Source organism: Nocardia sp. CS682, assembly GCF_004634405.1.
In the GTDB taxonomy this organism is placed as follows: Bacteria; Actinomycetota; Actinomycetes; order Mycobacteriales; family Mycobacteriaceae; genus Nocardia; species Nocardia ninae.
In genome coordinates this window covers 2,198,192-2,222,520 of record NZ_CP029710.1, presented here as the reverse complement: position 1 = coordinate 2,222,520, position 24,329 = coordinate 2,198,192, and the positions used below count along the sequence as shown (strand labels likewise).

The window sequence follows — 24,329 nt, the reverse complement described above, 5'->3', positions numbered from 1 at the left end:
CTCGGTGGTTCGACGTTGGCCGCGCTCCGCCAGTCCCGAACTACTCATCCAGGCTGTTGGTACAAGAGCCAGATCGGGAGCGCATCGTTGTCACGGTTGAGATAGTCATTCGGAATGACGTCCCGCATCATTCCTGGGTCGGGTTCATAGTGGAGTGCGAGGAACTCCCCGTCGGCGGCTATGGTCTCCCGTTCGCTCAACAGTGAGTACATCCCACTCAAGGTCCCTATCAGAGCGAATCCCTGCGCAACAATGCGCGCGACATCGATGTCATCCTCGACCGGAGGCTCGACCGTGATCACGATCCGTGTGATCGTTGTGCCATCATCTGCGTACTCCACGATGGAATCCTCCGACCAGCCGCCGTACAACATGAGAATCATGGCGATACGGATCTGGACGGGTTCTATCAGCGCCTGACCAGCTGCGGCAACCTCCACCCCCGCGATTTTGAAGACGGCTTGGTGAGTACCGTCGTCGTTGGCCGGAATACGTTTCTGGTCCTCCGGATCTACGAGGACGGTGAAGGTCAGGGGCGGTGTTGTTCCGACCCAGACATCGCCCAGTCTGCTCATCTGGTTGGCAATCGCAGCGGATTCAAACGTGAGCTCGACGTATTTGTCACCCAGCATCAGCACGTCACCGTCGACAAGGGTCCACATTCGAGCTGCCGACCAATAGTGCGCGAACATCAATCGCGAACCGGCCATGTCCGCATAACGCCGGTGAGCGTCGAAGTCCTTGCGGCGCATCTTAAATGGCTTGGAGATGTCTTGCGGTGCGACGTTCTTGACCTCGACGAGCACCCCATCCCCATCGCTGAGTATGACTTGGAAGTCGGGCGGCTTGACTTCACCCTGGGTATCGTCGACGAAGTAGCTGCCTGTGTCTTCGGGTTTGATCAGCTTGACTGAGCCCAGCGCGACTACAACCGCCTCGAACAGCGCCTGTACCCGAAACCCGTGCAGGCGGCCGGGACTGCCCATGGACGTCGCGAGGGCGGCGGTGAGCTTGTCCACGACTGCGGCAGTGCGAGCAGGATCGTTCACCTTGCTGTGCGCCCGCGGCTCTTGGGCGTCGAGTTGCACAAAAAGTCCCAACGCCTCCAATTCGGCGGAGAGCGGTCGGCCCCGACGCAACCCCATCGTTCCCGTTCCTTTCGAGTGCGGCATGGCGCAATTCATCGGCTTACCATGAAGTGAAGAACTTTACGCTCTACGCCTGTCGTCCTCACCACAATTTCGTACCGGACCGACTTCCAGCGGGCTGGGTATCTCGGCCGCACGGATGACCGGATTTCGGGAACGCCTCAGCTATCGGGAACGCTCGACAGGGTGTGCCCCGACTTTATGTGCATGCGTCACCTGGGTTCGGGTCGAGTTTGTGATGCATACGCATCACCTTGGAGTGGGCATCGCTGGTTGTCGGTCGTTCGTAGGACTCCCGCGGCGGTGGTTGGAGTGTCAGGCTGTGTTCGGAGAAACCTTGCACGGCTGGATGTTTCGCGTAACGAAACATTCGACTGTGGCTGCCTGGGAAGGGTCGGGCCGAGTGGCCGCGATGGCACCATGCGGCGGTCGGTCGTCAGCGCGCCCAGGCGCGGCTCTGGTCGTTGGTGAGTAGTTAGTGCTCGTAGCAGTATTCGGTTCGTTTCGAGATGGGGGTTGATGATGGTTCGTGGACCTGTAACCCAGATGCGGTTCGCTGGGGTCGAGGTGTTGGCGGAGACGGTGATGGTGCCGGGTTCAGAACCCACCGGGACCGGTGCTGGGGTGGCTGATCGGGTGGGTGATGTGTTCGAGCGTGCCCGTACGGTGATCACCGCCGCAGCCTTTCAGACCGCGGATTTGGTGCGGAATCTGGGTGAGCAGGCCAAGCCTGATCGGGTGGAGTTGGAGTTCGGAATCGGGTTCTCGGCCAAGGGCAATATCATCGTGGCCGGCAGTTCGGCTGATGCGAGCCTGAAGGTGAAACTCGTATACGACGGCAGTGCCACTGACACCACCGAACCATCGCACGGAGCACCACAGTCGTGACCACTCCGCCGCCACAGCCCGTCCCTGCTTCGAAGGTCCCTGGCTACCTGGGCCGGATCCTGGTCACCGAGGATTCCCCCGCTGGGACCTGTTTTCAGGCCGCCCCTGGGGTGTTGGTGACGGCGGCGCATGTGCTCGATGAGGTCGGCGCCGGCTATATCGACGCGGTGGTGCAAGTGGACGCGCTGGCCGGCGGCGTTCCGATTTTCGAGGCGACCGTGGCAGGTGTAGACGAGATTCACGATCTAGCGGTGCTTACCACCACGACAGCATTGCCGGCATCGGTGCCGGGATGGGCGGCTACCGACAGCGTTGAACTGGGCGTCTCGGCGGTGGTGACCGGTGTGTCGGTGGTGCCCGACACGCACACCTACCGATTCCTGGATGCTCCTGGCGTCTGGTCCGGCGGAACTATGCGTGACAATCAGGTGCCGTTGGGTCGGTTGCAGTCGCAGTCGGTGATGAAGGGCATGAGCGGCGGCCCGGTGCGGCGCCAGTCCGATGATTTCGTGATCGGGGTGGTTTCCGAGCGCTACAACACCGCCGACGGGTGGGGCGAGCACAGCGTGTGGATCGCCCGCGTCGAAGACCTTCACCCTCTGCTCTCCGGCCTGACTTCGATCGAGGTCACTGGCCCGCCGCCGCTGGACGCCGCTGTCGATGTGACGTTGACTGTCACTGATACGCAGGTCCGGCTGCATGGTCACGGAATCGATGTCACCGCTGCGCACGGCGGGATACGCCCTGGGTTGGTCAACACGCTGCACGACGTGCACCGTGAACGACGCCGCCGCGGCGCCGGCGCCGCAGCCCGCACAGCCCTCGACGAGCGCATCTCTGATGCCGGTGTCGAGACGGTGTCGTTGCGCTATGCCGGACAACTGGCGGCCGAATCCTTTCTGCCGGCAGCGGTTTCCGAGCCGCTGAGCAAACTGCTCGATCAGGCCAGCGCCGCGCATGTGCCGGTGCGACTGGGGGTCGAGCCCGGGCCCTTTGCCCGGATTCCGTGGGAGGCGCTGCCTGCGCCGGGGTCGGCGCGGCCGCTGGCGCTGCATCCGCTGGTTACGGTGTACCGGCGGGTACCAGGTCGGCAGCCGCGGCCGATGGCGGGCCCGTTACGGATCCTGGTCGCGATCGCTGCCCCAGAGGAGAGCAGCGGGGCGGTGCTGGATTACGAGCGGGAGTTGCGCAATGTGCTGGCCGCGGTGAAAGCCGCGCGCCATGGTGCGGCCGAGGTCCGCCTCGTCGAGTTCGCCACCACTGCCGCCATCCGCACCGAGCTCACCCGGTTCGACGCCCATGTTCTGCACCTGAGCGGGCACGGAAGCCCTGGACACCTGATCATGGAAACCGAGACCGGTACAGCCCGGGAGGTGAGTGCTGCGCAGCTCCTGTCTGAGGCGATCCCGGCGGATCGGATACCGCCGGTGATCAGCCTGGCCGCCTGCTACACCGATGTCGCCGCCGAGACCGAGGCGCCGTCGTTCGCCGCGGCGCTGCTGGCCGAGGGGGCGAGTGTGGTGATCGCGACCGAGACCTCGGTGACCGACCGGTACGCCACAGCGCTGTTCGCTCGCATTTATCAAGAACTCGCAAACCATCCTGTCCCTGACGTCGTCGCTGCTGTCGCTGATGCCCGCCGTATCATCCACCGGCAGTGGAGCCAATCGCCCGACCCTCGCGACGTCCATCTCGCAGGCATGGACGAATGGAGCGTCGTCACTGTTCTCGCCCCCGGGCCGCAGGTTCGCCTCCGTGATCCTGACAACGAACGCGGCTTGGACAATGACCCGGACCAGCACCCTGAATCCCAAGCCGGGAGCCGGGTTTCGGGTCTGATCACCCGAGACACCGGCGATTTCGTCGGTCGCCGCCGGGAACTGCGCACCCTGCCCACGTTGCTGGAGAGCAACCAGTACTCCGGGATCGTGCTGCACGGTCTCGGTGGCATTGGCAAAACCACCCTGGCCGAGCAGCTGATCCAACGCCTGCGAAGTCGCTGGCTCATCGTGGTCGTCACCGGCGAGCTCAGTGTCGACCAGCTGCTGGCTGCGGTCGCCAGGAAGGTCCAGCGTTTGCTGCGGGCACAGAATGTCAACGATCACGACATGCCGCCGGCATTGCAGGACGCCCGTGATGTCAGCCAGCCGTGGCAAGACCGCTATGAGGACCTGCGGGACGAAGTACTCGGCCGTATACCGGTGCTGGTGGTGCTGGACAACTTCGAAGACAACCTCACCTCCACAAATGAACTCGCAGACGAACAACTGGCACAACTGCTGGCCGCGTGGGCGAGCAACCCCGGCCGCAGCAAGCTGCTGATCACCAGCCGCTACACCTTCCCGCTCCCCGGCCAAATCCACAGCCGGTTGCTGGCCCATCAGGTGGGGCCGATGTCGAAAGCCGAAACCTTCAAACTTATCTGGGCTCTGCCCGCATTGGACCGGCTCGACGACCACGAACTCGACCGGGTGTGGCAGCTCGTGGGCGGGCACCCACGCAGCCTCGAGTACCTCGACGCGTTGCTCTCCAACGGGATCGGTCGCTACGGCGACATCACTACGCGGCTGACCGCCGCGCTGACCGCCGACCCGACTACGCGCCTGGTCCTGAACAGTTCGACACTTGACGTAGCCCTCGCCGCCGCAGTTACCCTGATCGCCGACGACGTCCTGCTCACCGAGCTTCTCGGACAGCTCAGCGCCAACGCCCGTCACCTACTGCTCGGCGCTTCGGTCTATCGCGAACCGGTAGACACGATCGCCCTGCTCTTCCAGGTCGGTGAGGAGAACCCCCCCGTTGGCTACACCCCCGACCGCCGGGCCGCAGCGGAGGCCATCACCAGCACTCTCACCAGCCTCGGGATCGACCCAAAAGCCGACGACTTCCACCTCGACCGGCTCGCCCCCGAGGTCCTCGACCGCATCGAGCCCGCCTTCAACGAGTACAACGCGCTGCCACGCCCCCCGATCTCTACCACCCTCGACATAGCGGACTTGGTCGAGGAGGTGCACAAACACAGTCTGATCAACTACACCGACGACACGGTGTTCGTGCACCGTTCCACCGCCACCGCCCTGCACGCTCTGCCCAATCAGGATCAGGGCGAACTCGCCGCCGCCCACCGGCGAGCGGCCGACTTCTGGCGGTGGCGGGTCGAGGTCTGGCCTCAAGACCCCGACCACGATCTACACGATCTGCTCGAAACCCGCTACCACCACCTGCAAGCAGGAAACACCGCCGCAGCTATCGAAGTTACCGAGGTGGTCTGCGTACGGCTTCATACGATCGGGGCATGGGATCACGAAACCGCCCTGACCCGCCAAATTCTCGCTGCCCTGCCTCCCGACTCATCGCAGACGGCGCGTTGGGTCCACCGGCTCGGGGTGCTGGCACAGCGGCGGGGGGATTACGCCGAGGCCCAGCGCCTCTATCAGCAGTCGCTGACTATTAAAGAGGAGCTCGGTGACCGCGCCGGCATGGCCACCGGCTACGGCCAGTTGGGGGTTCTTGCTCACGACCGGGGGGATTATGCCGAGGCCGAGCTGCGCCTTCAGCAGGCAGTGACCATCTTCGAGGAGCTCGGTAGCCGCGCCGGCATGGCCACCGGTTTCCACCAGTTGGGGACCCTAGCCCAGGATCGGGGGGATTATGCCGAGGCCGAGCGCCTCTATCAGCAGTCGCTGACTATTAAAGAGGAGCTCGGTGACCGCGCCGGCATGGCCACCGGCTACGGCCAGTTGGGGATCCTTGCCCAGGATCGGGGGGATTATGCCGAGGCCGAGCGCCTCTATCAGCAGTCGCTGGCCATCTTCGAGGAGCTCGGTCACCGCGCCGGCATGGCCACCAGTTTCCACCAGTTGGGGATCCTTGCCCAGGATCGGGGGGATTATGCCGAGGCCGAGCGCCTCTATCAGCAGTCGCTGACTATTGAAGCGGAGCTCGGTCACCGCGCCGGCATGGCCACCAGTTTCCACCAGTTGGGGACCCTAGCCCAGGATCGGGGGGATTATGCCGAGGCCGAGCGCCTCTATCAGCAGTCGCTGACTATTAAAGAGGAGCTCGGTAACCGCGTCGGTATGGCCGCCGGTTTCCACCAGTTGGGGCTACTTGCCCAGGATCGGGGGGATTATGCCGAGGCCGAGCGCCTCTATCAGCAGTCGCTGACTATTGAAGAGGAGCTCGGTAACCGCGCCGGCACCGCCACCTCGTACTCCGCTATGGGCAGCCTCAAGTTCGCGTGTGGTTTGCCCGGTGAAGCGTTGGTGTTGCACATTCGTGCACTCTCGCTCCGCCTCGACATGGAACTCCCAACGGCCAATGGGCCAGATCTGCGTGCCTTACAGCAGATCCGAGCACTGATTGGCTCAGAAGCCTTCCTCGTCCACGTAGGCGAAATACTGTCACTTGAGGATGCACAACGACTCGATGAACTACTAGCCGCCGACAAGTAGGCCCCAGGGCGTTAGATCAGACCCGGCCGGTAGTCTCCGCTGCTTCGTCGCCCATGCGCGTCGACTCCAGGGCACGACGGCAAGCTACGCCGCAGCCTGTGGCACTCGCCCCGCAACACATGTTGATGCAGTAGGACAATTTCTCACACCACCTCCGGTGTCGGTGGCCGGCCGTATGGTTGGTCGCATGACCGATATCACCCCCTTGGCCGCGTCCTCGCGGGCCGCCTTCGGCGATCCGGGCGTGCACGCGGTCGTGCGGGCCGGGCGCACGGTGCACGCGGTCCGCTTCGGCCAGTGGGTCGGTGAAGAGGAAGTACCGGAACTGCTGTGCCGCACCGGGGTCGCCGGATGGTCACCCGCCGCGCTGGAACCGACGCGAGCTGCGGTCACCTGCGCGCGATGCCTGCGCCGGATCGGCGGACAAACCGCTGCCTCGCAACAGCTTCCGCTGTTCGGCGGGGACTGATTCAGAGGTCGAAGCGGGCCCGCAGCCCGATCTTGACCCGCTCCAACACATCCGGGGGCAGGGTGCCGAGCTGTTCGGTGAGGGTGTTTTTCGCGACGATCGCGATGTCGTAGAGCGCAACCACTTCGGTGCCCGTGGCCATCGCGACGGTCAGCAGCTGGTGGCGGGACGGGACCTCTCGGGCTTCGTGGACCGGTGCGACCACCAGCATCGGTCGGGAGCGGATCACCACATCGGAGTCCAGCAGGACAACGGTCGCGCGCCGTCCGGACAGTCGGCTCGTCGCCGCCCAGATCTGGCCTTGCTGACTCGGTTCAGGCACGGTCGAACAGTACGTGCTCGCCAGCCTGCTCGGTCTCGGCCGCCCACTCGGGGTCGACCTCGGGCAGCGTCTTGAGTTCGTCCTCAAGGATCTGGCGACGTACGGCACGAGCGATGTAATCGGAGAGTTTGTCGTCGCTGGCGACCCGCAACCGGGCCGCGAGATCGTCGTCCATCGTGATATTCATGCGCACGGTCATACACCCAACAATACAGCGGAACCGGCCCCTTCAGATGCCCAGGCTGACACGCGGATGGGGTTTCGCGCGGGGTGGGAGGTCGAACCATCAATCCGAACCACTTCCCACGCGGACCGCGCGTATCCAGTGCGGCCGCGGCCCGGCGACACGCGAGCCTCGCGGTATCCCAACCGGCCTGGCATCTCTCTGAGCAGGCGAAATGAACACCTCTAAACTTTCGCTCTTCTGCTGAGTGGAGAGCTGCTAACTCCGTGATCAGCACAGCGCCCATACCGATTGACCTTGTAGGCGAAAGGTCATCAAAGGCATCGTCGGTGGGCATGGTGACATTCGTAGGCAGAGCTGCGGTCTGACGATTGGTGAAGCTATAAGCGCTAACTTGATGTCCATGTAGTGGCTTGGACGATCGCCGATCTGCGTGGCGCGGAGCTGCCGACCTCGCAGGATGTGCTGGCGGCGTTGAACTTTCGTCAGAGGGGTGCGCTGTGAGTACTGGGCAGGTCGCCCGAACGGGTAGCGGTGCGGTGTCGCCCCCGGGGTCCGCCGGTGCAGAGCTGCTGATGGCTGATGCGGAAGGGGGTGCCGCGCCCATCGGTCTCGACGCCTACGAGCGGCGGCTGGCGTGGGTGTATCTGTCCCGAGTGGTGACCGGGCCGTGTGCGGCGTTATCTGCCTTGATCGAGTCGGTCGGCGTGCTCGAGGCGGCGCGGGCTGTGCGCGAGTGCGACCTGCCTGCGTCGCTGCGCGGGCCCACCGAGCAGCGACGCGAGACTGATTCGGCCGCAAGGGATCTGGAGACGATCGAGCGGATGGGTGGGCGCGTCGTCACGCCGGAGGATCCCGAGTGGCCCGCGTGGCGGCTACTGGGACTTGCCCAACTCGATGCCGAACGCGACCGGGACGGCGCGGTGCCGCTCGTGCTGTGGGTGCGCGGCCCGCTGTCGTTGCTGGAGTCGAGCGACCGCGCGCTCGCGGTCGTGGGCGCACGATGCAGCAGTGGGTACGGAAATCAGGTCACCGGCGAGATCGCGGGCGACCTGGCCGCCCAAGGCTGGACCATCGTGTCCGGCGCGGCATTCGGGATCGATGGGATGGCGCATCGTGCGGCTCTGGCGGTAGGCGGACGCACCATCGCGGTGCTGGCCTGCGGCGTGGACCGGCCGTACCCCGCGCAACACGACCGGCTACTGGCCGAGATCGCCGAGACCGGACTGGTGGTCAGCGAATATCCACCCGGAACTACCGCCCACAAGCACCAATTTCTGGCCCGCAACCGACTGGTCGCCGCATTGGCGGACGGTGTTCTGGTCGTCGAGGCGGGATTGCGCAGCGGCGCGCGTAACACGGTGAAATGGGCGCGGCGCCTCGGCCGCCCGGCGCTGGCCGTCCCCGGCCCGGTCACCTCGGCCGCGTCCGTCGGCTGTCATCGGATGATCCGGGAAGGGGAAGCGCTACTCGTCACCCGTGCCGAAGAGGTCATCGACGAGGCGGGCCCGCTCCACCTGCCCATGCCCGGCGTCGCGGGTCCGGTCGACCTGCGTGCAGAAACCCTGTCGGGCGATGAAGCGCTCGTCTTCGCCGCCATGCCGGAGATCGGTTCTCGCCTGCCCCGTGAACTCGCGAACTATGCCGGACTGCCGCTCGCGGTCGTCCGCGCGGCACTGCCCGCGCTCGAACTGGCAGGCATGGTAACCGCCGACGCGGAGGGTTGGCGACGAACGATAACCCTCAGCAAGTAAGTGAATTCCGCTCCTACCAGGAAGGATGTCCAGATGTATGGTACTGGTACCATAACCAGCATGGCTCTCAAGAAGACGACGGTCATGGTCGATGAGGATGACCTCGCGATCATCAAGGCGGCCGCTGCGCGCGATGGCCGTCCGGAGTCCGAATACTTCCGCGAGGCGTTTCACATCGCAGCACTGCGTGCCAAACGGTGGGAAGACGACGACTGGGACATCCCTGAGCTCGACTTCGGTCGTGAAGTGACCAAAGACGACATCAAGAAGGCGGTATCGGACGCGATCGCCGACAAGCTGTGATCGTCATCGCCGACACGTCGGGGCTGGTTGCTGCCTTCAACAAGGTGGTGCGCGAGCACGTGGCGGCCAAGCGATCGATGCAGCGGGCCGCGCTGGTGGTCGCCTCTCCGCTGATACTGCACGAGATCGAGTACATCATCACCCGCGATCTGAACCGCTCGGCGGCGCATGGGATCAACGATTGGATCCTGGCGCAGGAACACGCCGGCAGATTCCTGGTCCCCGGAATCGGGTCCGGGCTGATCCGTAAGGCGCGGCGGATTCAGCACCACTACATGTCGTTGTGTCTCGATCTCGCCGACGCCTTGAATGTGGTGCTTGCGGCCGAGTTCGAGACGAACACGGTGTTGACACTGGATCGCCGGGATTTTCGAGCGATCCGGCCACTGACCGGCGCCAAGGCTTTTCACCTGCTTCCCGACGACCGCTGACCCGTCCACGGAGCAAAGTGGTCGAGCGACTCGGGCGGAACCGGCGCGGTGGCTTGCCAAGGAAGACGACGGTCGGGACGGTGGTGAGATGGACGAGTTACCCGAGGATCTGGAAGCGCTGCTGACGGAGTACGGCAGGCATCTGCGGCTCGGGCGGAACCGGTCGGCGCACACGGTGCGCGCTTACCTGGGGGATGCGCGTTCGCTGCTGGCACACCTGTACGCCAGATCGGCGGATTCCGCGGTGCGCGAACTGGATCTGCTGCTACTGCGGTCCTGGCTCGCACAGCAGTCGACGGCGGGGGTGGCGCGGACCACGATGGCGCGGCGGGCGTCCGCGGCGCGGACCTTCACCGCCTGGCTCACCCAGACCGGACGGTTGGCCGTCGATCCGGGATTACGCCTCGGTTCTCCCAAGGCGCACCGGGTGTTGCCTGCCGTCCTCGGCCAGCAGCAGGCGCTCGGCGTCATGGGTGCGGCGGAATCCGGTGCCGCACAGCATGACCCGATGGCACTGCGCGACCGGCTGATCGTGGAACTGTTGTACTCCACCGGAATTCGGGTCAGCGAGTTGTGTGGCCTTGACATCGACGACGTCGACCGCGAACGCCGGGTGGTTCGGGTGCTCGGCAAGGGCAACAAGGAACGCTCTGCGCCCTTCGGTATCCCCGCCGACGAGGCGATCGGCCACTGGCTGCAACACGGCCGCGCGGCCTTCGCGACCGCCGAGTCCGGACGGGCACTGCTGCTCGGCCGGCGCGGCAAACGCCTCGACCAACGTCAGGCCAGAACTGTTGTGCACGAAGTGGTGTCGTCCATCCCGGGAGCCCCCGATATGGGCCCGCATGGTCTCCGCCACACCGCCGCCACCCACCTGCTCGAGGGCGGTGCAGACCTCCGCGTTGTGCAGGAACTTCTCGGCCACGCCAGCATGGCCACCACTCAGCTCTACACCCATGTCTCCATCGAACGTCTCAAGAAGGTGCACGACCAAGCCCACCCTCGTGCCTGAATCGCGGCAACCGGCCACTGTGGCGAGTGGCAGCTGGGGCTTAATGACCGCGCTGGTCAGACTCACGAGGAACGGGGCCAGCTCTGCGAGCAGCGAATTCGCCGATCGTCACCGGGTCTCTAGTACGGGGCGTTCGTATCCGTACCGCCCACCCTTACTTCAGGGTCCGCACCCTATGACCGGCGGACGAGCCGGTCATAGGGTGCGGGGCGGCCTGTTGTGCTGTCAGGCGCTCGGCCGGATCCGCTGACGGAGGCGGAGGCGGCGCAGATCGACCACCGCCGCCTCCACCCCGAAGAGTGCGGATCCCGAGATGTAGCGCGGTTCCCTATTGGGGTCAGCCGACCTCCACAGTGTCCGCCTGCGGCAGTCCGGCCGACGCCTTCCGCGTCCGCAGCAACGTCAGGCCGAGTACCGCGGCCGCAACACAGAAGCCCGCACTGATCCACGAACCGGTCGACATGGCGGTGGTGAACGCTTCCTTCGCAGCTTCACCGAAGCCGAGTTGGAAAGCGGCACCGATGGATTCACGTGCCGCGTCGGGTGCGTCCGTCGGCATGTGGTCGGTGAACACACCGGCGAGCACGCTGCCGAGGATGGCGATGCTGATCGCCATGCCGACCTGCTGCAACGTGTCGTTCATGGCCGAACCGACACCGGCGTGCTCGAGCGGAATGGCGCTCATGATCGAGGTGTAGGCGGCGGGGCCGGCCAAACCGCCGCCGATGCCCATGACCAGCATGCTGACCAGGATCCACAGGTATCCCTCGCCGATCGCGAGAATCGCGAACGCCCCCGCCATGATCAGCAACCCTGAGACGATCAGCGCCTTGTTGCTGATCTTCTTGCCCAAGGTCGCGCCGAGCCCGTTGCACACCGCGGCGGCCACCGCGTACGGCAGCAGCGCCAGCCCGGCTTTCATCGGCCCGTAGCCGAGCACGAACTGCAGGTACTGGGTGAGCATCAGCATCACCGCGCCCATGCCGAACACCATCAGCAACAACGTGAACGCGGTGCCGGTGAAGTCCCGATTGCGGAACACCGCCAGCGGCAACATCGGATGCGCCGACCGGCTCTCCCACACCACGAACCCGATCGCGGTCAGCACGGCCAGCACGATCATGCCGATATTCCACTCGCGTTCGATGATCACGTAGACCGTCGACACCAGCGCGACGATGGACAGCAGCACGCCGACCAGGTCGACCGGCCGCTGCTCACCGGTGGACTCCGGCATGAGAACCAGCGCGGCCACGATGGCGAGCACTGCCACCGGGATATTGAGCAGGAACACCGACCCCCACCAATAGTGCTGCAGCAGTAGACCACCCAGCGTCGGCCCGGCCACGATGCCGACCATCGAGACGGTCGACCAGGCGGCCATCGCCTTGCGCCGCTCGTCCTCGGCGAAGGTGGTCATCAGGATGGACAGGGTCGACGGCATCAGCAGCGAACCGCCGATCCCCATCGCCACTCGGGCGGCGACGACATGCCATGGCTCGGTGGCGAGCACCGCGACCAGCGAGGCCACGCCGAAGACGGCGAGGCCGTAGATCAGCATCCGCCGCCTGCCGAATCGGTCGGACAGACTGCCCGCGGTGAGCAGGAGTCCGGCGAAGACCAGCACGTAGGCGTCCAGGATCCACTGCACGTCCGACGGTGTGGCGCCCAGCTCCCGGATCAGTGACGGGATAGCGAGATTGAGCACAGTGCTGTCGAGCATCAGCACCAGCAAGGACAGGCAAAGGACCCCCAGAATCCACCAACGGCGAGGGTCTCGTACAACGTTCGATTCCACTCGAACAGCGTACGAGAGACTCGAACAACGTGCGAGCGAATATAGGATCGACCCGTGACCAAGCAGTTCACCTCGGTATGGATCCGCGAACCCCGTCAGCCGAAGACGTCGGGTTTACGCCTCGATCAGATCATCGGCGCTGCCGTCGAACTCCTCGACACCGAAGGACTCGAGTCTTTGAGCATGCGCAAGATCGGCGCCAAGCTCGGCGCGGGCGCCACCAGCCTCTACTGGTACGTGGCCAACAAGGATGAACTGCTGGAATGGGTCCTCGACGAGTTCTGGGGCATGGTGGAGGTCCCGGAACCCGAGCAGGCGCCGTGGCGTGAGGTGCTCACGACGTTCGCCTACAACTTCCGCGCCGCGCTGCGCGAGCATCCGTGGGGCGCGACCCTGATCGGGCAGCTGCCCAGTCTGGGGCCGAATGCGTTGCGGCTCACCGACCGGCTGCGTCGCGCGTACGCCGGCGCGGGCTTCCGCGGCGTCGATATCTACTTCGCCAGTGGCACGGTGATGTCCTACGTGCTCGGGGTGGTGACACCGGAGATCGCCTGGCGGAAGACGTATGGCGACATGGAGATCGACCGGGACCTCATCGTGCAAACGATGGAAGGCGTAGCCGAGGACTATCCCGAACTGCTCGCGGACTATCAGGAGGCGACGCCGGAGGACACCGAGGTCTCGCGAGCGATGGCGTTCGACTTCGGTTTGCTGTGTTTGCTCGACGGTCTCCAGCACCGTCTGCGCGGTTTCCCCGAGGGGGCGGGGCCTCGAGCCGAGGATTAAGGCATCGCCAATCGTCGGCATTCGGGCCGTGGTGGAGGCCGCCTTGTTAAACTGAAACGAGTTCTAGTTTATGGACTCGATGGTCCAGCGAAACGGTGCGCTCCACGGCTCGAAGCGGGGTGCGCGGGAAGGCGTTCGGTGAGCACCCATACCGTCCTCGGCCAGGAAGTTCAGATGCCGGTTCGTATTCGGCTCGCCCACGCTTTCATGGCGACCTACCTGGTTCCCGCGGCCGCGGCGCAGCAGTTGGTCGACTATTCCGGGTTGCGAGTGCTGCGGCTACCGGGCGGTCGTGCGATGTGCTCGCTCGTTTTCGTCGAGTATGTCGACGGTGATCTCGGCCCGTACCACGAGTTCGGCGTCTCGTTCATGGTCCGGCACCACACCGCTGCTGCGGTCGGCCGGTTCGGCGACCTCCGGGCCTTGGCGACGAATCAGGCCGGAGTCTTCATCCATCGACTGCCGGTCGACGGCGACTTCACGCTCGCGGCGGGGCGCGGAATCTGGGGATTCCCCAAGGAACTCGCCGATTTCAGTGTTCGTCACGACACGGAAATTCGTCACGGTGCGCTGCGCCAGGCGGGCGAGCTGATCGTCGACCTGACTGTTCGTCAGGGCTTTCGCACTCCGGAACGTCGAAACGCCGCCGCCTCGTTCGACGCCTACTCGCACATCGACGGCGTCACTCGATGCACGCCGTGGCGGATGGAGCCGTCGGGCATGCGCGCCCGTCCGGGCGGGGCCACTTTGTCCCTCGGCAATCACCCCATCGCCGACGAACTGAAGTCACTGCGCCTGCCCCGTCGTGCTCTCATGACGTCCAGCATCGCCCGGTTGGCGATGACCTTCGAGGATGCCGTTCCGGTGTAGGCCGCCATCAGCGCGAACCGGGTGATAACCGCATGATCACGGCCGTGCGCGGTTCGTGGACGCCCTCAGGAGGTCCGGTTAGGGTGACGTAGCGGATTGTTTGCTCGCCGAATGTGGCGTAGCGGACTATTCGCTCGCAGCCCGAACCGACCTGTGTGGGAGAGGTGCCCGTGAACTCCGACGACCAGCGCGAGGTGCTGGATCCGGGCGACAGCCTGGCGGAATCACGCGGAGTGGTGGCTGAGATGTGGGGAAACTTCCGGGCGATGCACGGCCCGCAACACATTCTGGACGGCGCAGCTCCGGCGATCGGTTTTCTGATCGGATACTCGGCAGCCGGTGCGGAGGTCGGTGTTTTCGTCGCCATCCTGATCGCAATTGTGTTGGGCGCTGTGCGGCTGATGCGCGGCGACTCGGTGCGGGTGGTTGCGGGCGCTGTGCTGGTAATCCTGGTGTTCTCGCTGTTCGTCGAGATCACCGGGGAGGGGCGCGGTTTCTATCTGCCCGAAGTAGCGTTGAGTGTCGTGATGACCGTGCTGTTCGGCGCGACATTGCTCACCGGAAAGCCACTCAGCTACACGGTGAGCCGCAAGATTCGGCTCGAACCGGCCGAGCCCGCCGACGCGGCGACGCGGCTGCGCCTGCATCGCCGAATCACCTTCGCCTGGTTCGTGTTCTGGGCGGCGCACGTGGCGGTGATGGTGCCGCTGTACCTGGCCGACAAAGTGGTCCTGCTCGGCACCTTCGCCCTGGTCTTCGGCAAGCCCGCGCTGGTCGTGATGCTCGCGTTGACCTGGTTGTGGGTGCGCAGCAAGACCGCGGTCCGAGCCGGGGCGGCATGACGCTGCCGAGCCCCGACGCCGTGTCGGAGGACGGGGCAGAAGAGGTCGACTACCGCTTCACCCTCGCCAACGAACGCACGTTCTTGGCGTGGATGCGCACATCGCTCGGCCTGCTCGCCGGCGGCGTCGCGGTGCACACGTTGGTGCAGCCGTTCCGGATGGGCGGCGCGCGGCGTGCACTCGCGCTGAGTTGCCTGGTGCTAGCGGTGATCGTCGCGGTGGGCGCGTACGTGCATTGGCGCCGAGTCGGGGTGGCGATGCGGCGGGGGCGTCCGCTGCCCGACACGGTGATGGTGCCGATCCTGTCCGCGGGCATCGCTGTCGTTTCGGTGCTCGCGGGTGTTGCGGTGTTGCTTCGATGAGCCGCGCCGGGCTCGCCGCGGAACGCACCGCCTTGGCCTGGCGACGGACGGCGGTGGCCGCGACGATCACTGGCGCGTTGTTCGTGAACCATGCCGTGACCAGCGGGTGGCGTCCCGCGATGATCGCGCCGATCGGTGCCGCGATCGCCATGGCCGCACTGGCAGGACTGAGTTACCTGCGCAACCGCAGTTTGCATCGGGGCAACTACGGCCACGGCAGACGAGTTGTCGCCGCGACAACCGTGGCGGTGGTGGTCGTCGCCGTTCTCGCGGCAGCCATCCAGATTCTCGATCCGTGGCCCTAGATCTACACCGGCACAGCGACTTGTACCGACTCTCAGGAGGATGACATGAGCGAACGAAGCGAGCGGATTGTGCCAGCGCGAGTGAGGTATGTCGGAGGCGAGTGTCAGCGAGGTGTGGGTATGCGCAGTCGACGTCAGCGGAGCGTGAGCGAGGTGCGGGCATGAGTGAACGAAGTGAGCGGATCGGGTGCCGGCGCGCAGGTCGCATGACCGTGCCGAGCGCTAGCGAGGTGCACGCATGAGCACAGCGACCGAGCCGAGCGATTTCATCGTTGCGGAGCAGCAGCGTGCGGCCGCCGCGATGCCGTTCGCCGACACCGCCGATCTCGCGGACGCCGATCGCGGGTTCATCGCCGCGCTGGAGCCCGGCGTCGTGACGGCGACCGACGGAACCGTGGTGTGGGACAACGATTCCTACGACTTCTTGCGCGAATCCTGCCCCGCCTCGGTCAATCCCAGTCTGTGGCGGCAGGCCGGGCTGGTCATCAAGCAGGGCTTGTTCGAGGTGACCGAGGGGATCTATCAGGTCCGTGGGCTCGACCTGTCCAACATGACACTCGTCGAGGGCAAAACCGGTGTGCTGGTGATCGATCCGCTGATTTCCGCGGAAACGGCCGCCGCCGGGCTTGCGCTCTATCGGGCGCACCGCGGCGAGCGTCCGGTGACGGGTCTCATCTACACCCATTCGCACGTCGACCATTTCGGCGGTGCGATGGGTGTCACCACCACCGAAGATGTTGCGGCAGGCCGCTGCCCGGTGCTCGCCCCGGCGGGCTTCCTCGAGCACGCCGTGGCCGAGAACGTGTACGCGGGTACCGCGATGGCACGCCGGGCCGGGTATATGTACGGCGCGGTGCTGCCCCGCGGGCCGCTGGGCGCCGTCGGCGCGGGGCTCGGGCAGACCACTTCGGTCGGCACGGTGACGCTGATCCCGCCTACCGTGGACATCACCACGACCGGGCAGGAAGAAACGGTCGACGGGGTCAAGATCGTCTTCCAGATCACCCCCGGCACCGAAGCGCCCGCCGAAATGAACTTCTACTTTCCTGAGCACCGCGCACTGTGCATGGCCGAAAACGCCACGCACACACTGCACAACCTGCTCACCCTGCGCGGCGCCCTGGTGCGCGACCCGCATGTCTGGGCGAAGTACCTGACCGAGGCGATCAACCTATACGCGCGCCGGTCCGATGTGGTGTTCGCCTCGCACCACTGGCCTACTTGGGGCACCGAGCGACTGGTGGAATTCCTTGCGCTGCAACGTGATCTATACGGGTACCTGAACGACCAAACCCTGCGCCTGTTGAATCAGGGCTACGTCGGCGCCGAGATCGCCGAAATGCTCACGCTGCCATCGGCTATCGAGGGCAGCTGGCACACGCACGGGTACTACGGGTCGGTCAGTCACAACGTCAAGGCCATCTACCAGCGGTACATGGGCTGGTTCGACGGTAACCCGGCGCATCTGTGGGAGCATCCACCGGTCGAATCCGCTGTTCGGCACGTGGAATTCATGGGTGGCGCGGAGGAGGTGCTGCGCAAGGCGCAGGAGTCCTACGATGCGGGCGACTATCGCTGGGTGGCCCAGGTGGTCAACTACGTGATCTTCGCCGATCCCACCAATGATGCGGCGAAAGCCTTGCAGGCCAGTACCTTCGAGCAACTCGGCTACGGCGCGGAGAACGCCACCTGGCGCAACTTCTACCTCAGCGGCGCCTACGAACTGCGCTACGGCTCGTTCGGCACGCCGACCAAGGCCACCTCGCCGACCATGCTCGCCGCGCTGACCGTCGACCAGATCTTCGACGCCATGGCGCTGCGCGTCGACGGGCCGAAGGCGTGGAATCAGCGAGTCGTCGCGGAGTGGCAGATCAGCGACGAGGATCGGGTGCACCGCCTCGAACTGCGCAACGGGCGGCTGACCCACTACGACCGGCCCGACGGGGTGCCGCTGCCCGAACCCGACGCGACCTTCACGCTGAGCAAGGCGACACTCATCCGAGTGCTGTTGGCGGGCGAGGACTTCGGCGTCGCAGCGGCCGCGGGCGACATCCTCATCGACGGTGATGTCACCAAGCTGGCCGAGCTCGTAGGCGTATTCGACGCGCCGGACCCGGACTTCTCCATCGTCACGCCGCGGGGCACGGTCGGGTAGCTCGCCGGCGAAAATTGTTCGACTCCGGGAATGACTCTCCTTACGGTGGTGATCATGTCGACCGAACCGGATCCCTTGCGTACGCGCCTGCGCGCCGCGCTGTCCGTGGCGATGAAGTCCCGGGATCGCCAGGCGATCACCGCCCTGCGGTCGACACTGGGTGCCATCGACAATGCGGAAGCTGTGGACGTCGGTGAGCATCGGGCGGGTGCCGTCGAGGGCAGCGCGGTCGGCCTGGGCGTCACCGAGGTCGCGCGGCGCGAGCTGACCGAGGGGGACATCGAACAGATCGTGCGCGCGGAGATCACCGAACGCCGCACTGTCGCCGAGGAATACGACGGACTCGGGCACGCGGAGCAAGCCGAGGAGCTGCGGGTGCAGGCCAAGGCGTTGGCGGACCTGCTCTAGAACAGTAGCCAACCGGAAGTCGGTTGCCTTGCGGGTCAGGGTGCGGTGGTCAGGGTCTTGATGTATCGCCCAGCGACGAAGCGCTGAATGAGGCGAGCTACCGGACCGCCCAGCCGGGTGTACCAGGTCGCCGGTCGCGAGAACGCGGTCACCACGCCGTACACGGCGTCGTCGGCCGGGTCGTACTCGACGGCGAACAACTCCTCGCCACTCTCTGGGTGCCCCGGCAGCGTGCCGTACGCGAAGCCGCGCTGGTTCGGCGCGGCCAGCACGTACACCACCCGGCACGGCGCGGTGATGGCCAACGGCCCGATGCCGAGCCGCACCGTCAGGCGGGTACCCGGCTCGGCCGTCGGGGTCGACGCCTCGTGAAAGACCCCGGTGCCCTTCTGCATCCGATATTCCAGGATCGCCACCGCCGCGTGCTCGAACAGCGCCCGACCGTGCCCGATCTGCCGCCGTAACCGAAACCCGTGATACCCCGCGGGCAGCTCACTGCTCGTGGCACCGACTTCGGAATAGGTGAACGGCGGATCGCTGGGCCCAAGCTCCATGCCTTGATCTTCACCCCGGCCGGCCCGGTTGGGAAGCATTACGCGGCGTCGGTTTCGACACGCGGAGCGCCCAGTGGCACGTACTCATGAGGGTTCCACGGGTTTCAGGCGTAGGGGAGCGAGGTGCAGCAACCCCAGGGGATCCAAGTACTCCCGTCGGCGCCGACCACCACCTTCGCTCCTCAATCCCCAATGCAGACACGTCCCACACCCTTCGTGCCCGGCTTCCAGCGTGCCGATCCGGTCGCCTCGCCCAACCCGGCGCCCCACCGAAACCTCGGCGCGCACAGGCTCATACGTGGTCCGCAGCCCACCCGGATGATCGATCGACACCACCGCCTTGTCCGCCACCGTCCCGGCGAACACCACGATCCCGTCTCCTGCGGCGAGCACCCCCTGTCCGGGCGCGCCGGCCAGATCCACCCCACGATGCCCCGGTAGCCAATTCTGCGCAGGCTTGTCGAACCGCCGCAGCACGGCCGGCCGAGGCTGCAGCGGCCAGCCGAACCCACCGACCGGTGCGGCCGTCGAGATCGGCTCCACGCAGACCAGCACGATCAACACGAGACCGATCAGGACGACAGCCCGGCGGGCCCTGTTGCTACCCATCACGCGAGTTCAGTTGGTTGTGGCGGATGGCAACGCCAGCGGGGCAGGCGAGACGAGGCCGCAGAACTCGGCATCGCTCGGCGACATGAAAAATGGTGCAGGACCGGCATATTCGCAGAACTCCGCGTCAAGCGGAGATATCCCGAACGGGCCGATACCGGATCCTGCGTCCTGCGCCGCCCCATCGTCCCTGACGCGCAACGGCGCCGGACGCACCAACCCGCAGAACGAACCAGTGCACGTCGCGAGCGCTGCGCCCGCGTCGCGCGGCGCCCCGTAGTCGCCGACGAGTACCGGTGCCTGGCGCACCGATCCGCCTACCCCGCAGGACGAACCCGTGCACGTCGCAAGTGGGGCGCTCACGTCCTGCGGCGCCCGCCCGTCCCCGGCTCGTAGCGACGTGAGAACCAGCCCACAGAGCGCGCCCGAGCACGTCGCCGGCTGTCGACCCGCAGCATGCGGCCACATCAACCACACGCGCTCACAGTAGGAACCCACGCACGCCGTGCGCACGGCCCTCGCATGCTGCGGCACCCCACCTACTGCAACCGATGCGCTTGGCACAGGCGGCCCGAGCCCACCCGCTGCAACCGGCGGCGCCGTCAACACAGCGAGCGCGAAGAAAAGCGGGATGACCAGCGTCATCATGGACGAGATCGGTTTCGAAGGCATGCCACAAAGCCTCATCCGACCGAACCGGTCCCGGAACCCCCACTACCCCGAATGTGGACAACTTTCTCGACTGTGGACATTCCCCGTTCCACAGTCGGCGACCACCACCGCGTACCCCCTGACAGGCCGATTTAGTAGCTGGCCTGGAACCCGATAGACTGATCGAGCGGTCTGTGCCTGCATAGACCGACTTCGCGCGCCACCCCGTGCTTGTTCGCAACGGCGCTGTTCGAATCGAGCTCATCATCCATCGATTCGCGACGGTGTCTGTGCGGAGCAGGGAGTCGTCGGCTGGTCCCCACCCTCGCGGTCGGGTCCGACGGTTCGGAGGCGCCAGGGCAACGAATCACCGATTCGCTGCGTCTACCGGCAAACGAAAGAGAGATACGGGAGCTATGGCTGTCGTAACAATGAAGCAGCTGCTGGACAGCGGCGCGCACTTCGGGCACCAGACACGGCGCTGGAACCCGAAGATGAAGCGGTTCATCTTCACCGACCGCAACGGCATCTACATCATCGACCTGCAGCAGACGCTGACCTACATCGACAAGGCCTACGAGTTCGTCAAGGAGACCGTCGCCCACGGTGGCACCGTTCTCTTCGTCGGCACCAAGAAGCAGGCCCAGGAGTCGATCGCGGCCGAGGCGACTCGCGTCGGGATGCCCTACGTCAACCAGCGCTGGCTGGGTGGCATGCTCACCAACTTCTCCACCGTGCACAAGCGCCTGCAGCGCCTCAAGGAGCTCGAGGCGATGGAGCAGACCGGTGGTTTCGAGGGTCGCACCAAGAAGGAAATCCTCATGCTCACGCGTGAGATGACCAAGCTGGATCGCACCCTCGGTGGTATCCGCGACATGGCCAAGGTGCCCTCGGCCATCTGGGTCGTCGACACCAACAAGGAGCACATCGCCGTCGGCGAGGCGCGCAAGCTGAACATCCCGGTCATCGCGATCCTGGACACCAACTGCGACCCCGACCTGGTCGACTACCCGATCCCGGGTAACGACGACGCGATCCGTTCCGCCGCACTGCTCACCAAGGTCGTCGCCTCCGCGGTGGCCGAGGGCGTGCAGGCGCGGGCCGGTCTGTCCTCCGGCGACGACAAGCCGGAGTCGGGCGCGGGCGAGCCGCTCGCCGAGTGGGAGCAGGAGCTGCTCGCGTCGGCCGCACCGGCCGCCGAAGCCGCTGCCGAGACCCCGGCTGAGGCCCCTGCCGAGGCTGCCGCTGAGGCCGCCCCCGCCGAGGCTCCGGTGGAGACCCCGGCCGAGGCCTGAGTCTTCTCAACCCACGGCGGCGTGCGCCGGTAGCCTGCGTAACCACGTAGGGACAGCGAACGCCGCCGTTCAGGCACTGTTCCGGCGGTGATCACGATCGCGTGCGATGGTGATCACCGCTGCCCAGTATTCAAGTACTTTCTCCGAAGGAGGCTCGCCCCCGATGGCGAACTACACCGCTGCCGACGTGAAGCGGCTCCGGGAGCTCACCGGCTCCGGGATGATGGATTGTAAGAACGCGCTGGCCGAGACCGACGGTGATTTCGACAAGGCCGTCGAGATCCTGCGCATCAAGGGCGCCAAGGACGTCGGCAAGCGTGCCGAGCGCACCACCGCCGAGGGCCTGGTCACCGCCAAGGGCGGCGTCATGCTCGAGATCAACTCCGAGACCGACTTCGTCGCCAAGAACGCGGAGTTCCAGGCGCTGGCCGACCAGATCGTGGCTGCCGCCGCGACCGCCAAGCCGGCCGACCTGGACGCGCTCAAGGCGCTCGACCTCGGTGGCCAGAGCGCCGACGAGGCCGTGCAGGCGCTGGCCGCCAAGATCGGCGAGAAGCTCGAGCTGCGTCGCGTGATCTCCTTCGACGGCCCGGTCGCCACCTACCTGCACAAGCGTGCCTCGGATCTGCCGCCCGCTGTCGGCGTGCTGATCGAGTACCAGGGCGAGGGTGACGCCGCGGCTGATGCCGCTCGTGCCGCCGCCATGCAGGTTGCCGCGCTCAAGGCGAAGTACGTGACCCGCGACGAGGTTCCGGCCGACATCGTGGAGAACGAGCGCCGCATCGCCGAGCAGACCGCTCGCGAAGAGGGCAAGCCCGAAGCCGCACTGCCGAAGATCACCGAGGGCCGCGTCAACGGCTTCTTCAAGGACGTCGTGCTGCTGGAGCAGTCGTCGGTCACCGACTCGAAGAAGACCGTCAAGGCGCTGCTGGACGAGGCCGGGGTCACCGTTACCCGCTTCGCCCGCTTCGAGGTCGGCTCGAACTGATCGTGCCCCGCACGGTCGTCCCGGCAACGCCGGGATCCAGACGCGGGACCTGGTCTGAATGCCGTCCCATGGCTACATAGAGCAGACCCCTCGTCGACCGATATGCCGGTTGACGGGGGGTCTTCCTATGCCGCCGAGCACACATAGGGCAGGATAGGGGCCGCTCCGTGTTGAGGAGCCTTTCCGAGCTGCCGAATTCTTTGACGCACTTGCCTGCCGATAACACGTTGACCGCCGAAGGAGAAGAACACCCATGACGGACCCGGGGAACGACCGCCCAGGATATCGCCGGGTGCTTCTGAAATTGGGTGGCGAGATGTTCGGCGGCGGCCGTGTCGGCCTCGACCCCGATGTGGTGGAGACGGTCGCGGAGCAGATCGCCGAGGTGGTCGCCACCGGCGTACAGGTGGCCGTGGTGATCGGCGGCGGCAACTTCTTCCGCGGCGCCGAGCTCGAGGAGCGCGGCATGGAACGGGCCCGCTCGGATTACATGGGCATGCTCGGCACCGTGATGAACAGCCTTGCGCTGCAAGACTTTCTGCAGAAGCAGGGCATCGAGACCCGGGTGCAGACCGCGATCACCATGGGCCAGGTCGCCGAGCCCTACCTCCCGCTGCGCGCCAAGCGGCACCTGGAGAAGGGCCGAGTGGTGATCTTCGGCGCGGGCATGGGCATGCCGTACTTCTCCACCGACACCACCGCCGCCCAGCGCGCTTTGGAGATCGGCGCCGAGGTGGTGCTGATGGCCAAGGCGGTCGACGGGGTGTTCACCGCCGACCCCAAGGTCGACGAGGACGCCACCATGTACTCCGAGATCACCCACAAAGAGGTCATCGAACAGGGCCTCAAGGTCGCCGACGCGACGGCCTTCAGCCTCTGTATGGACAACCAGATGCCGATGCTGGTGTTCAATTTGTTGACCAAGGGCAATATCGCCCGAGCGGTCGCCGGTGAGAAGATCGGCACATTGGTTCGGTCCTGACCCCGCGACCCGCGGATCATGACGATGACGACGCTGTGGAGGAAACGGTCGTGATTGAAGAAGCGCTCTTCGACGCCGAGGAGAAGATGGAAAAGGCTGTCACGGTAGCGAAGGACGATCTCGCAGGCATCCGCACCGGACGTGCCAACCCGGGGATGTTCACTCGAATCGTCGTGGACTACTACGGCTCGCCCACCCCCATCACCCAGATGTCCAGCATTACGGTGCCGGAGCCGCGCATGGTTGTGATCAAGCCGTACGAGCAGGCACAGCTCGGCGCGATCGAGACCGCGATCCGCAACTCCGATCTCGGTGTCAATCCCACCAACAACGGTGACATCATTCGGATTTCGGTACCGCAGCTCACCGAGGAGCGCCGCCGCGAGCTGGCCAAGCAGGCCAAGGGCAAGGGGGAGGATGCGAAGGTGTCGATCCGCAATGTCCGGCGCAAAGCCATGGACGAACTGTCGCGCATCCAGAAGGATGGCGAGGCGGGCGAGGACGAGGTCGGGCGTGCCGAGAAGGACCTCGACAAGACCACCGCCAAGTATGTCGGCCAGATCGACGAACTGGTCAAACACAAGGAAGCCGAACTGCTCGAGGTCTGACGCCGGTGGCGTGAGCGATGGGCACCGGGAATGCCGCCGATGGGACACCGCAGCACGCCCGCCCGGGCGGGGGACGAACGGAACGACGAGTTGAGCGACGGGACAATCGTGGCCGAGAACGCCGCCGCGACCGGTGCGGCTGAGGAGCCGA

25 protein-coding genes are annotated in these 24,329 nt (G+C 65.7%); 19 read left to right on the top strand and 6 right to left on the bottom strand.

The window, feature by feature from the left end; genetic code table 11:
- Positions 1-44 precede the first annotated feature (44 nt).
- A complete protein-coding gene (locus DMB37_RS09900; protein WP_135232441.1) occupies positions 45-1,145 on the bottom strand; it encodes a hypothetical protein in 1,101 nt (366 codons plus the stop codon).
- 573 nt (positions 1,146-1,718) lie between these two features.
- Between DMB37_RS09900 and DMB37_RS09895 the strand changes: the two genes are divergently transcribed.
- From DMB37_RS09895 to DMB37_RS09885, 3 genes are all read left to right on the top strand, one after another.
- On the top strand, positions 1,719-2,036 hold the full coding sequence (locus tag DMB37_RS09895; protein ID WP_135232440.1) for a CU044_2847 family protein: 318 nt from the start codon (positions 1,719-1,721) through the stop codon (positions 2,034-2,036).
- Positions 2,033-6,490 (top strand): tetratricopeptide repeat protein, encoded by a 4,458-nt coding sequence (locus DMB37_RS09890; RefSeq protein ID WP_135232439.1) that lies wholly within the window; start codon positions 2,033-2,035, stop codon positions 6,488-6,490. The genes DMB37_RS09895 and DMB37_RS09890 overlap by 4 nt, the downstream gene beginning before the upstream one ends.
- Before the next feature lie 187 nt (positions 6,491-6,677).
- Positions 6,678-6,959 carry a hypothetical protein gene (locus DMB37_RS09885; protein ID WP_135232438.1) on the top strand — a complete coding sequence of 94 codons (282 nt, stop codon included), beginning with the start codon at positions 6,678-6,680 and terminating at the stop codon, positions 6,957-6,959.
- 1 nt (position 6,960) lies between these two features.
- Here the strand turns inward: DMB37_RS09885 and DMB37_RS09880 are convergent, their stop codons facing one another.
- Together DMB37_RS09880 and DMB37_RS09875 are read right to left on the bottom strand one after the other, a co-directional pair.
- Complete coding sequence (locus DMB37_RS09880; protein WP_135232437.1) at positions 6,961-7,281, bottom strand: type II toxin-antitoxin system PemK/MazF family toxin; 321 nt, start codon at positions 7,279-7,281, stop codon at positions 6,961-6,963.
- Entirely contained in the window at positions 7,274-7,480 is a 207-nt protein-coding gene (locus DMB37_RS09875; protein WP_135232436.1) for a hypothetical protein, read from the bottom strand. Before DMB37_RS09875 ends, DMB37_RS09880 begins: the two co-directional genes overlap by 8 nt.
- Positions 7,481-7,873: 393 nt before the next feature.
- Between DMB37_RS09875 and DMB37_RS41900 the strand changes: the two genes are divergently transcribed.
- The 5 genes from DMB37_RS41900 (at position 7,874) to DMB37_RS09850 (ending at position 10,965) form a co-directional block, all read left to right on the top strand.
- On the top strand, positions 7,874-7,969 hold the full coding sequence (locus DMB37_RS41900) for a hypothetical protein (RefSeq protein ID WP_135232435.1): 96 nt from the start codon (positions 7,874-7,876) through the stop codon (positions 7,967-7,969).
- Positions 7,970-8,040: 71 nt separating this feature from the next.
- Positions 8,041-9,219: a DNA-processing protein DprA gene (gene dprA, locus DMB37_RS09865; protein WP_135237469.1), complete on the top strand. Its 1,179-nt coding sequence runs from the start codon at positions 8,041-8,043 to the stop codon at positions 9,217-9,219.
- Between the two features lie 60 nt (positions 9,220-9,279).
- Complete coding sequence (locus DMB37_RS09860) at positions 9,280-9,522, top strand: CopG family transcriptional regulator (protein ID WP_135232434.1); 243 nt, start codon at positions 9,280-9,282, stop codon at positions 9,520-9,522.
- Positions 9,519-9,953, top strand: a complete 435-nt coding sequence (locus DMB37_RS09855) for a PIN domain-containing protein (protein WP_135232433.1) — start codon at positions 9,519-9,521, stop codon at positions 9,951-9,953. Before DMB37_RS09860 ends, DMB37_RS09855 begins: the two co-directional genes overlap by 4 nt.
- Positions 9,954-10,041: 88 nt before the next feature.
- Positions 10,042-10,965, top strand: coding sequence for a tyrosine recombinase XerC (locus DMB37_RS09850; RefSeq protein WP_107658377.1), 924 nt, complete (start codon positions 10,042-10,044; stop codon positions 10,963-10,965).
- 337 nt (positions 10,966-11,302) lie between these two features.
- Here the strand turns inward: DMB37_RS09850 and DMB37_RS09845 are convergent, their stop codons facing one another.
- Positions 11,303-12,763 (bottom strand): MFS transporter, encoded by a 1,461-nt coding sequence (locus DMB37_RS09845; protein ID WP_255508373.1) that lies wholly within the window; start codon positions 12,761-12,763, stop codon positions 11,303-11,305.
- A 54-nt stretch (positions 12,764-12,817) separates the two neighbouring features.
- Here DMB37_RS09845 and DMB37_RS09840 point away from each other — a divergent pair, with 54 nt between their 5' ends.
- The 7 genes from DMB37_RS09840 (at position 12,818) to DMB37_RS09810 (ending at position 18,491) form a co-directional block, all read left to right on the top strand.
- Entirely contained in the window at positions 12,818-13,549 is a 732-nt protein-coding gene (locus tag DMB37_RS09840) for a TetR/AcrR family transcriptional regulator (RefSeq protein ID WP_135232432.1), read from the top strand.
- Between the two features lie 138 nt (positions 13,550-13,687).
- Entirely contained in the window at positions 13,688-14,419 is a 732-nt protein-coding gene (locus DMB37_RS09835) for an acetoacetate decarboxylase family protein (RefSeq protein ID WP_135232431.1), read from the top strand.
- Between the two features lie 170 nt (positions 14,420-14,589).
- Positions 14,590-15,261 (top strand): DUF3159 domain-containing protein, encoded by a 672-nt coding sequence (locus DMB37_RS09830; protein ID WP_135232430.1) that lies wholly within the window; start codon positions 14,590-14,592, stop codon positions 15,259-15,261.
- Positions 15,258-15,623 carry a YidH family protein gene (locus DMB37_RS09825; protein WP_135232429.1) on the top strand — a complete coding sequence of 122 codons (366 nt, stop codon included), beginning with the start codon at positions 15,258-15,260 and terminating at the stop codon, positions 15,621-15,623. Before DMB37_RS09830 ends, DMB37_RS09825 begins: the two co-directional genes overlap by 4 nt.
- Entirely contained in the window at positions 15,620-15,928 is a 309-nt protein-coding gene (locus tag DMB37_RS09820; protein ID WP_135232428.1) for a DUF202 domain-containing protein, read from the top strand. Before DMB37_RS09825 ends, DMB37_RS09820 begins: the two co-directional genes overlap by 4 nt.
- A 238-nt stretch (positions 15,929-16,166) precedes the next feature.
- Positions 16,167-18,083 carry an alkyl/aryl-sulfatase gene (locus DMB37_RS09815; RefSeq protein WP_135232427.1) on the top strand — a complete coding sequence of 639 codons (1,917 nt, stop codon included), beginning with the start codon at positions 16,167-16,169 and terminating at the stop codon, positions 18,081-18,083.
- 54 nt (positions 18,084-18,137) lie between these two features.
- Positions 18,138-18,491 carry a hypothetical protein gene (locus tag DMB37_RS09810; protein WP_240772321.1) on the top strand — a complete coding sequence of 118 codons (354 nt, stop codon included), beginning with the start codon at positions 18,138-18,140 and terminating at the stop codon, positions 18,489-18,491.
- Between the two features lie 35 nt (positions 18,492-18,526).
- On the opposite strand, the gene DMB37_RS09805 is transcribed toward DMB37_RS09810, so the two are convergent.
- Positions 18,527-19,045 (bottom strand): DUF1990 family protein, encoded by a 519-nt coding sequence (locus DMB37_RS09805; protein ID WP_135232426.1) that lies wholly within the window; start codon positions 19,043-19,045, stop codon positions 18,527-18,529.
- Between the two features lie 84 nt (positions 19,046-19,129).
- The gene (locus DMB37_RS09800) at positions 19,130-19,654 is read right to left on the bottom strand and encodes a M23 family metallopeptidase (RefSeq protein ID WP_135232425.1); all 525 of its coding nucleotides are present in this window, start codon (positions 19,652-19,654) and stop codon (positions 19,130-19,132) included.
- Positions 19,655-20,721: 1,067 nt separating this feature from the next.
- Here DMB37_RS09800 and rpsB point away from each other — a divergent pair.
- The 4 genes from rpsB (at position 20,722) to frr (ending at position 24,178) form a co-directional block, all read left to right on the top strand.
- Positions 20,722-21,600 carry a 30S ribosomal protein S2 gene (gene rpsB / locus DMB37_RS09795; protein ID WP_135232424.1) on the top strand — a complete coding sequence of 293 codons (879 nt, stop codon included), beginning with the start codon at positions 20,722-20,724 and terminating at the stop codon, positions 21,598-21,600.
- A 163-nt stretch (positions 21,601-21,763) separates the two neighbouring features.
- Positions 21,764-22,588, top strand: coding sequence for a translation elongation factor Ts (tsf, locus tag DMB37_RS09790; RefSeq protein ID WP_135232423.1), 825 nt, complete (start codon positions 21,764-21,766; stop codon positions 22,586-22,588).
- A 253-nt stretch (positions 22,589-22,841) separates the two neighbouring features.
- The gene (gene pyrH / locus DMB37_RS09785; protein WP_107658365.1) at positions 22,842-23,570 is read left to right on the top strand and encodes a UMP kinase; all 729 of its coding nucleotides are present in this window, start codon (positions 22,842-22,844) and stop codon (positions 23,568-23,570) included.
- A 50-nt stretch (positions 23,571-23,620) separates the two neighbouring features.
- A complete protein-coding gene (gene frr, locus DMB37_RS09780; RefSeq protein ID WP_107660775.1) occupies positions 23,621-24,178 on the top strand; it encodes a ribosome recycling factor in 558 nt (185 codons plus the stop codon).
- Positions 24,179-24,329: the final 151 nt, after the last annotated feature.

Excerpts from the sequence above, each read along its gene's own strand:
- DMB37_RS09900 (WP_135232441.1), bottom strand. The coding sequence starts at position 1,145 with ATGGGGTTGCGTCGGGGCCGACCGCTCTCCGCCGAATTGGAGGCGTTG.
- DMB37_RS09885 (WP_135232438.1), top strand. The coding sequence starts at position 6,678 with ATGACCGATATCACCCCCTTGGCCGCGTCCTCGCGGGCCGCCTTCGGC.
- DMB37_RS09875 (WP_135232436.1), bottom strand. The coding sequence starts at position 7,480 with ATGACCGTGCGCATGAATATCACGATGGACGACGATCTCGCGGCCCGG.
- dprA (WP_135237469.1), top strand. The coding sequence starts at position 8,041 with ATGGCTGATGCGGAAGGGGGTGCCGCGCCCATCGGTCTCGACGCCTAC.
- DMB37_RS09860 (WP_135232434.1), top strand. The coding sequence starts at position 9,280 with ATGGCTCTCAAGAAGACGACGGTCATGGTCGATGAGGATGACCTCGCG.
- DMB37_RS09850 (WP_107658377.1), top strand. The coding sequence starts at position 10,042 with ATGGACGAGTTACCCGAGGATCTGGAAGCGCTGCTGACGGAGTACGGC.
- DMB37_RS09825 (WP_135232429.1), top strand. The coding sequence starts at position 15,258 with ATGACGCTGCCGAGCCCCGACGCCGTGTCGGAGGACGGGGCAGAAGAG.
- DMB37_RS09820 (WP_135232428.1), top strand. The coding sequence starts at position 15,620 with ATGAGCCGCGCCGGGCTCGCCGCGGAACGCACCGCCTTGGCCTGGCGA.
- DMB37_RS09815 (WP_135232427.1), top strand. The coding sequence starts at position 16,167 with ATGAGCACAGCGACCGAGCCGAGCGATTTCATCGTTGCGGAGCAGCAG.
- DMB37_RS09810 (WP_240772321.1), top strand. The coding sequence starts at position 18,138 with ATGTCGACCGAACCGGATCCCTTGCGTACGCGCCTGCGCGCCGCGCTG.
- DMB37_RS09805 (WP_135232426.1), bottom strand. The coding sequence starts at position 19,045 with ATGGAGCTTGGGCCCAGCGATCCGCCGTTCACCTATTCCGAAGTCGGT.
- DMB37_RS09800 (WP_135232425.1), bottom strand. The coding sequence starts at position 19,654 with ATGGGTAGCAACAGGGCCCGCCGGGCTGTCGTCCTGATCGGTCTCGTG.
- rpsB (WP_135232424.1), top strand. The coding sequence starts at position 20,722 with ATGGCTGTCGTAACAATGAAGCAGCTGCTGGACAGCGGCGCGCACTTC.
- tsf (WP_135232423.1), top strand. The coding sequence starts at position 21,764 with ATGGCGAACTACACCGCTGCCGACGTGAAGCGGCTCCGGGAGCTCACC.
- pyrH (WP_107658365.1), top strand. The coding sequence starts at position 22,842 with ATGACGGACCCGGGGAACGACCGCCCAGGATATCGCCGGGTGCTTCTG.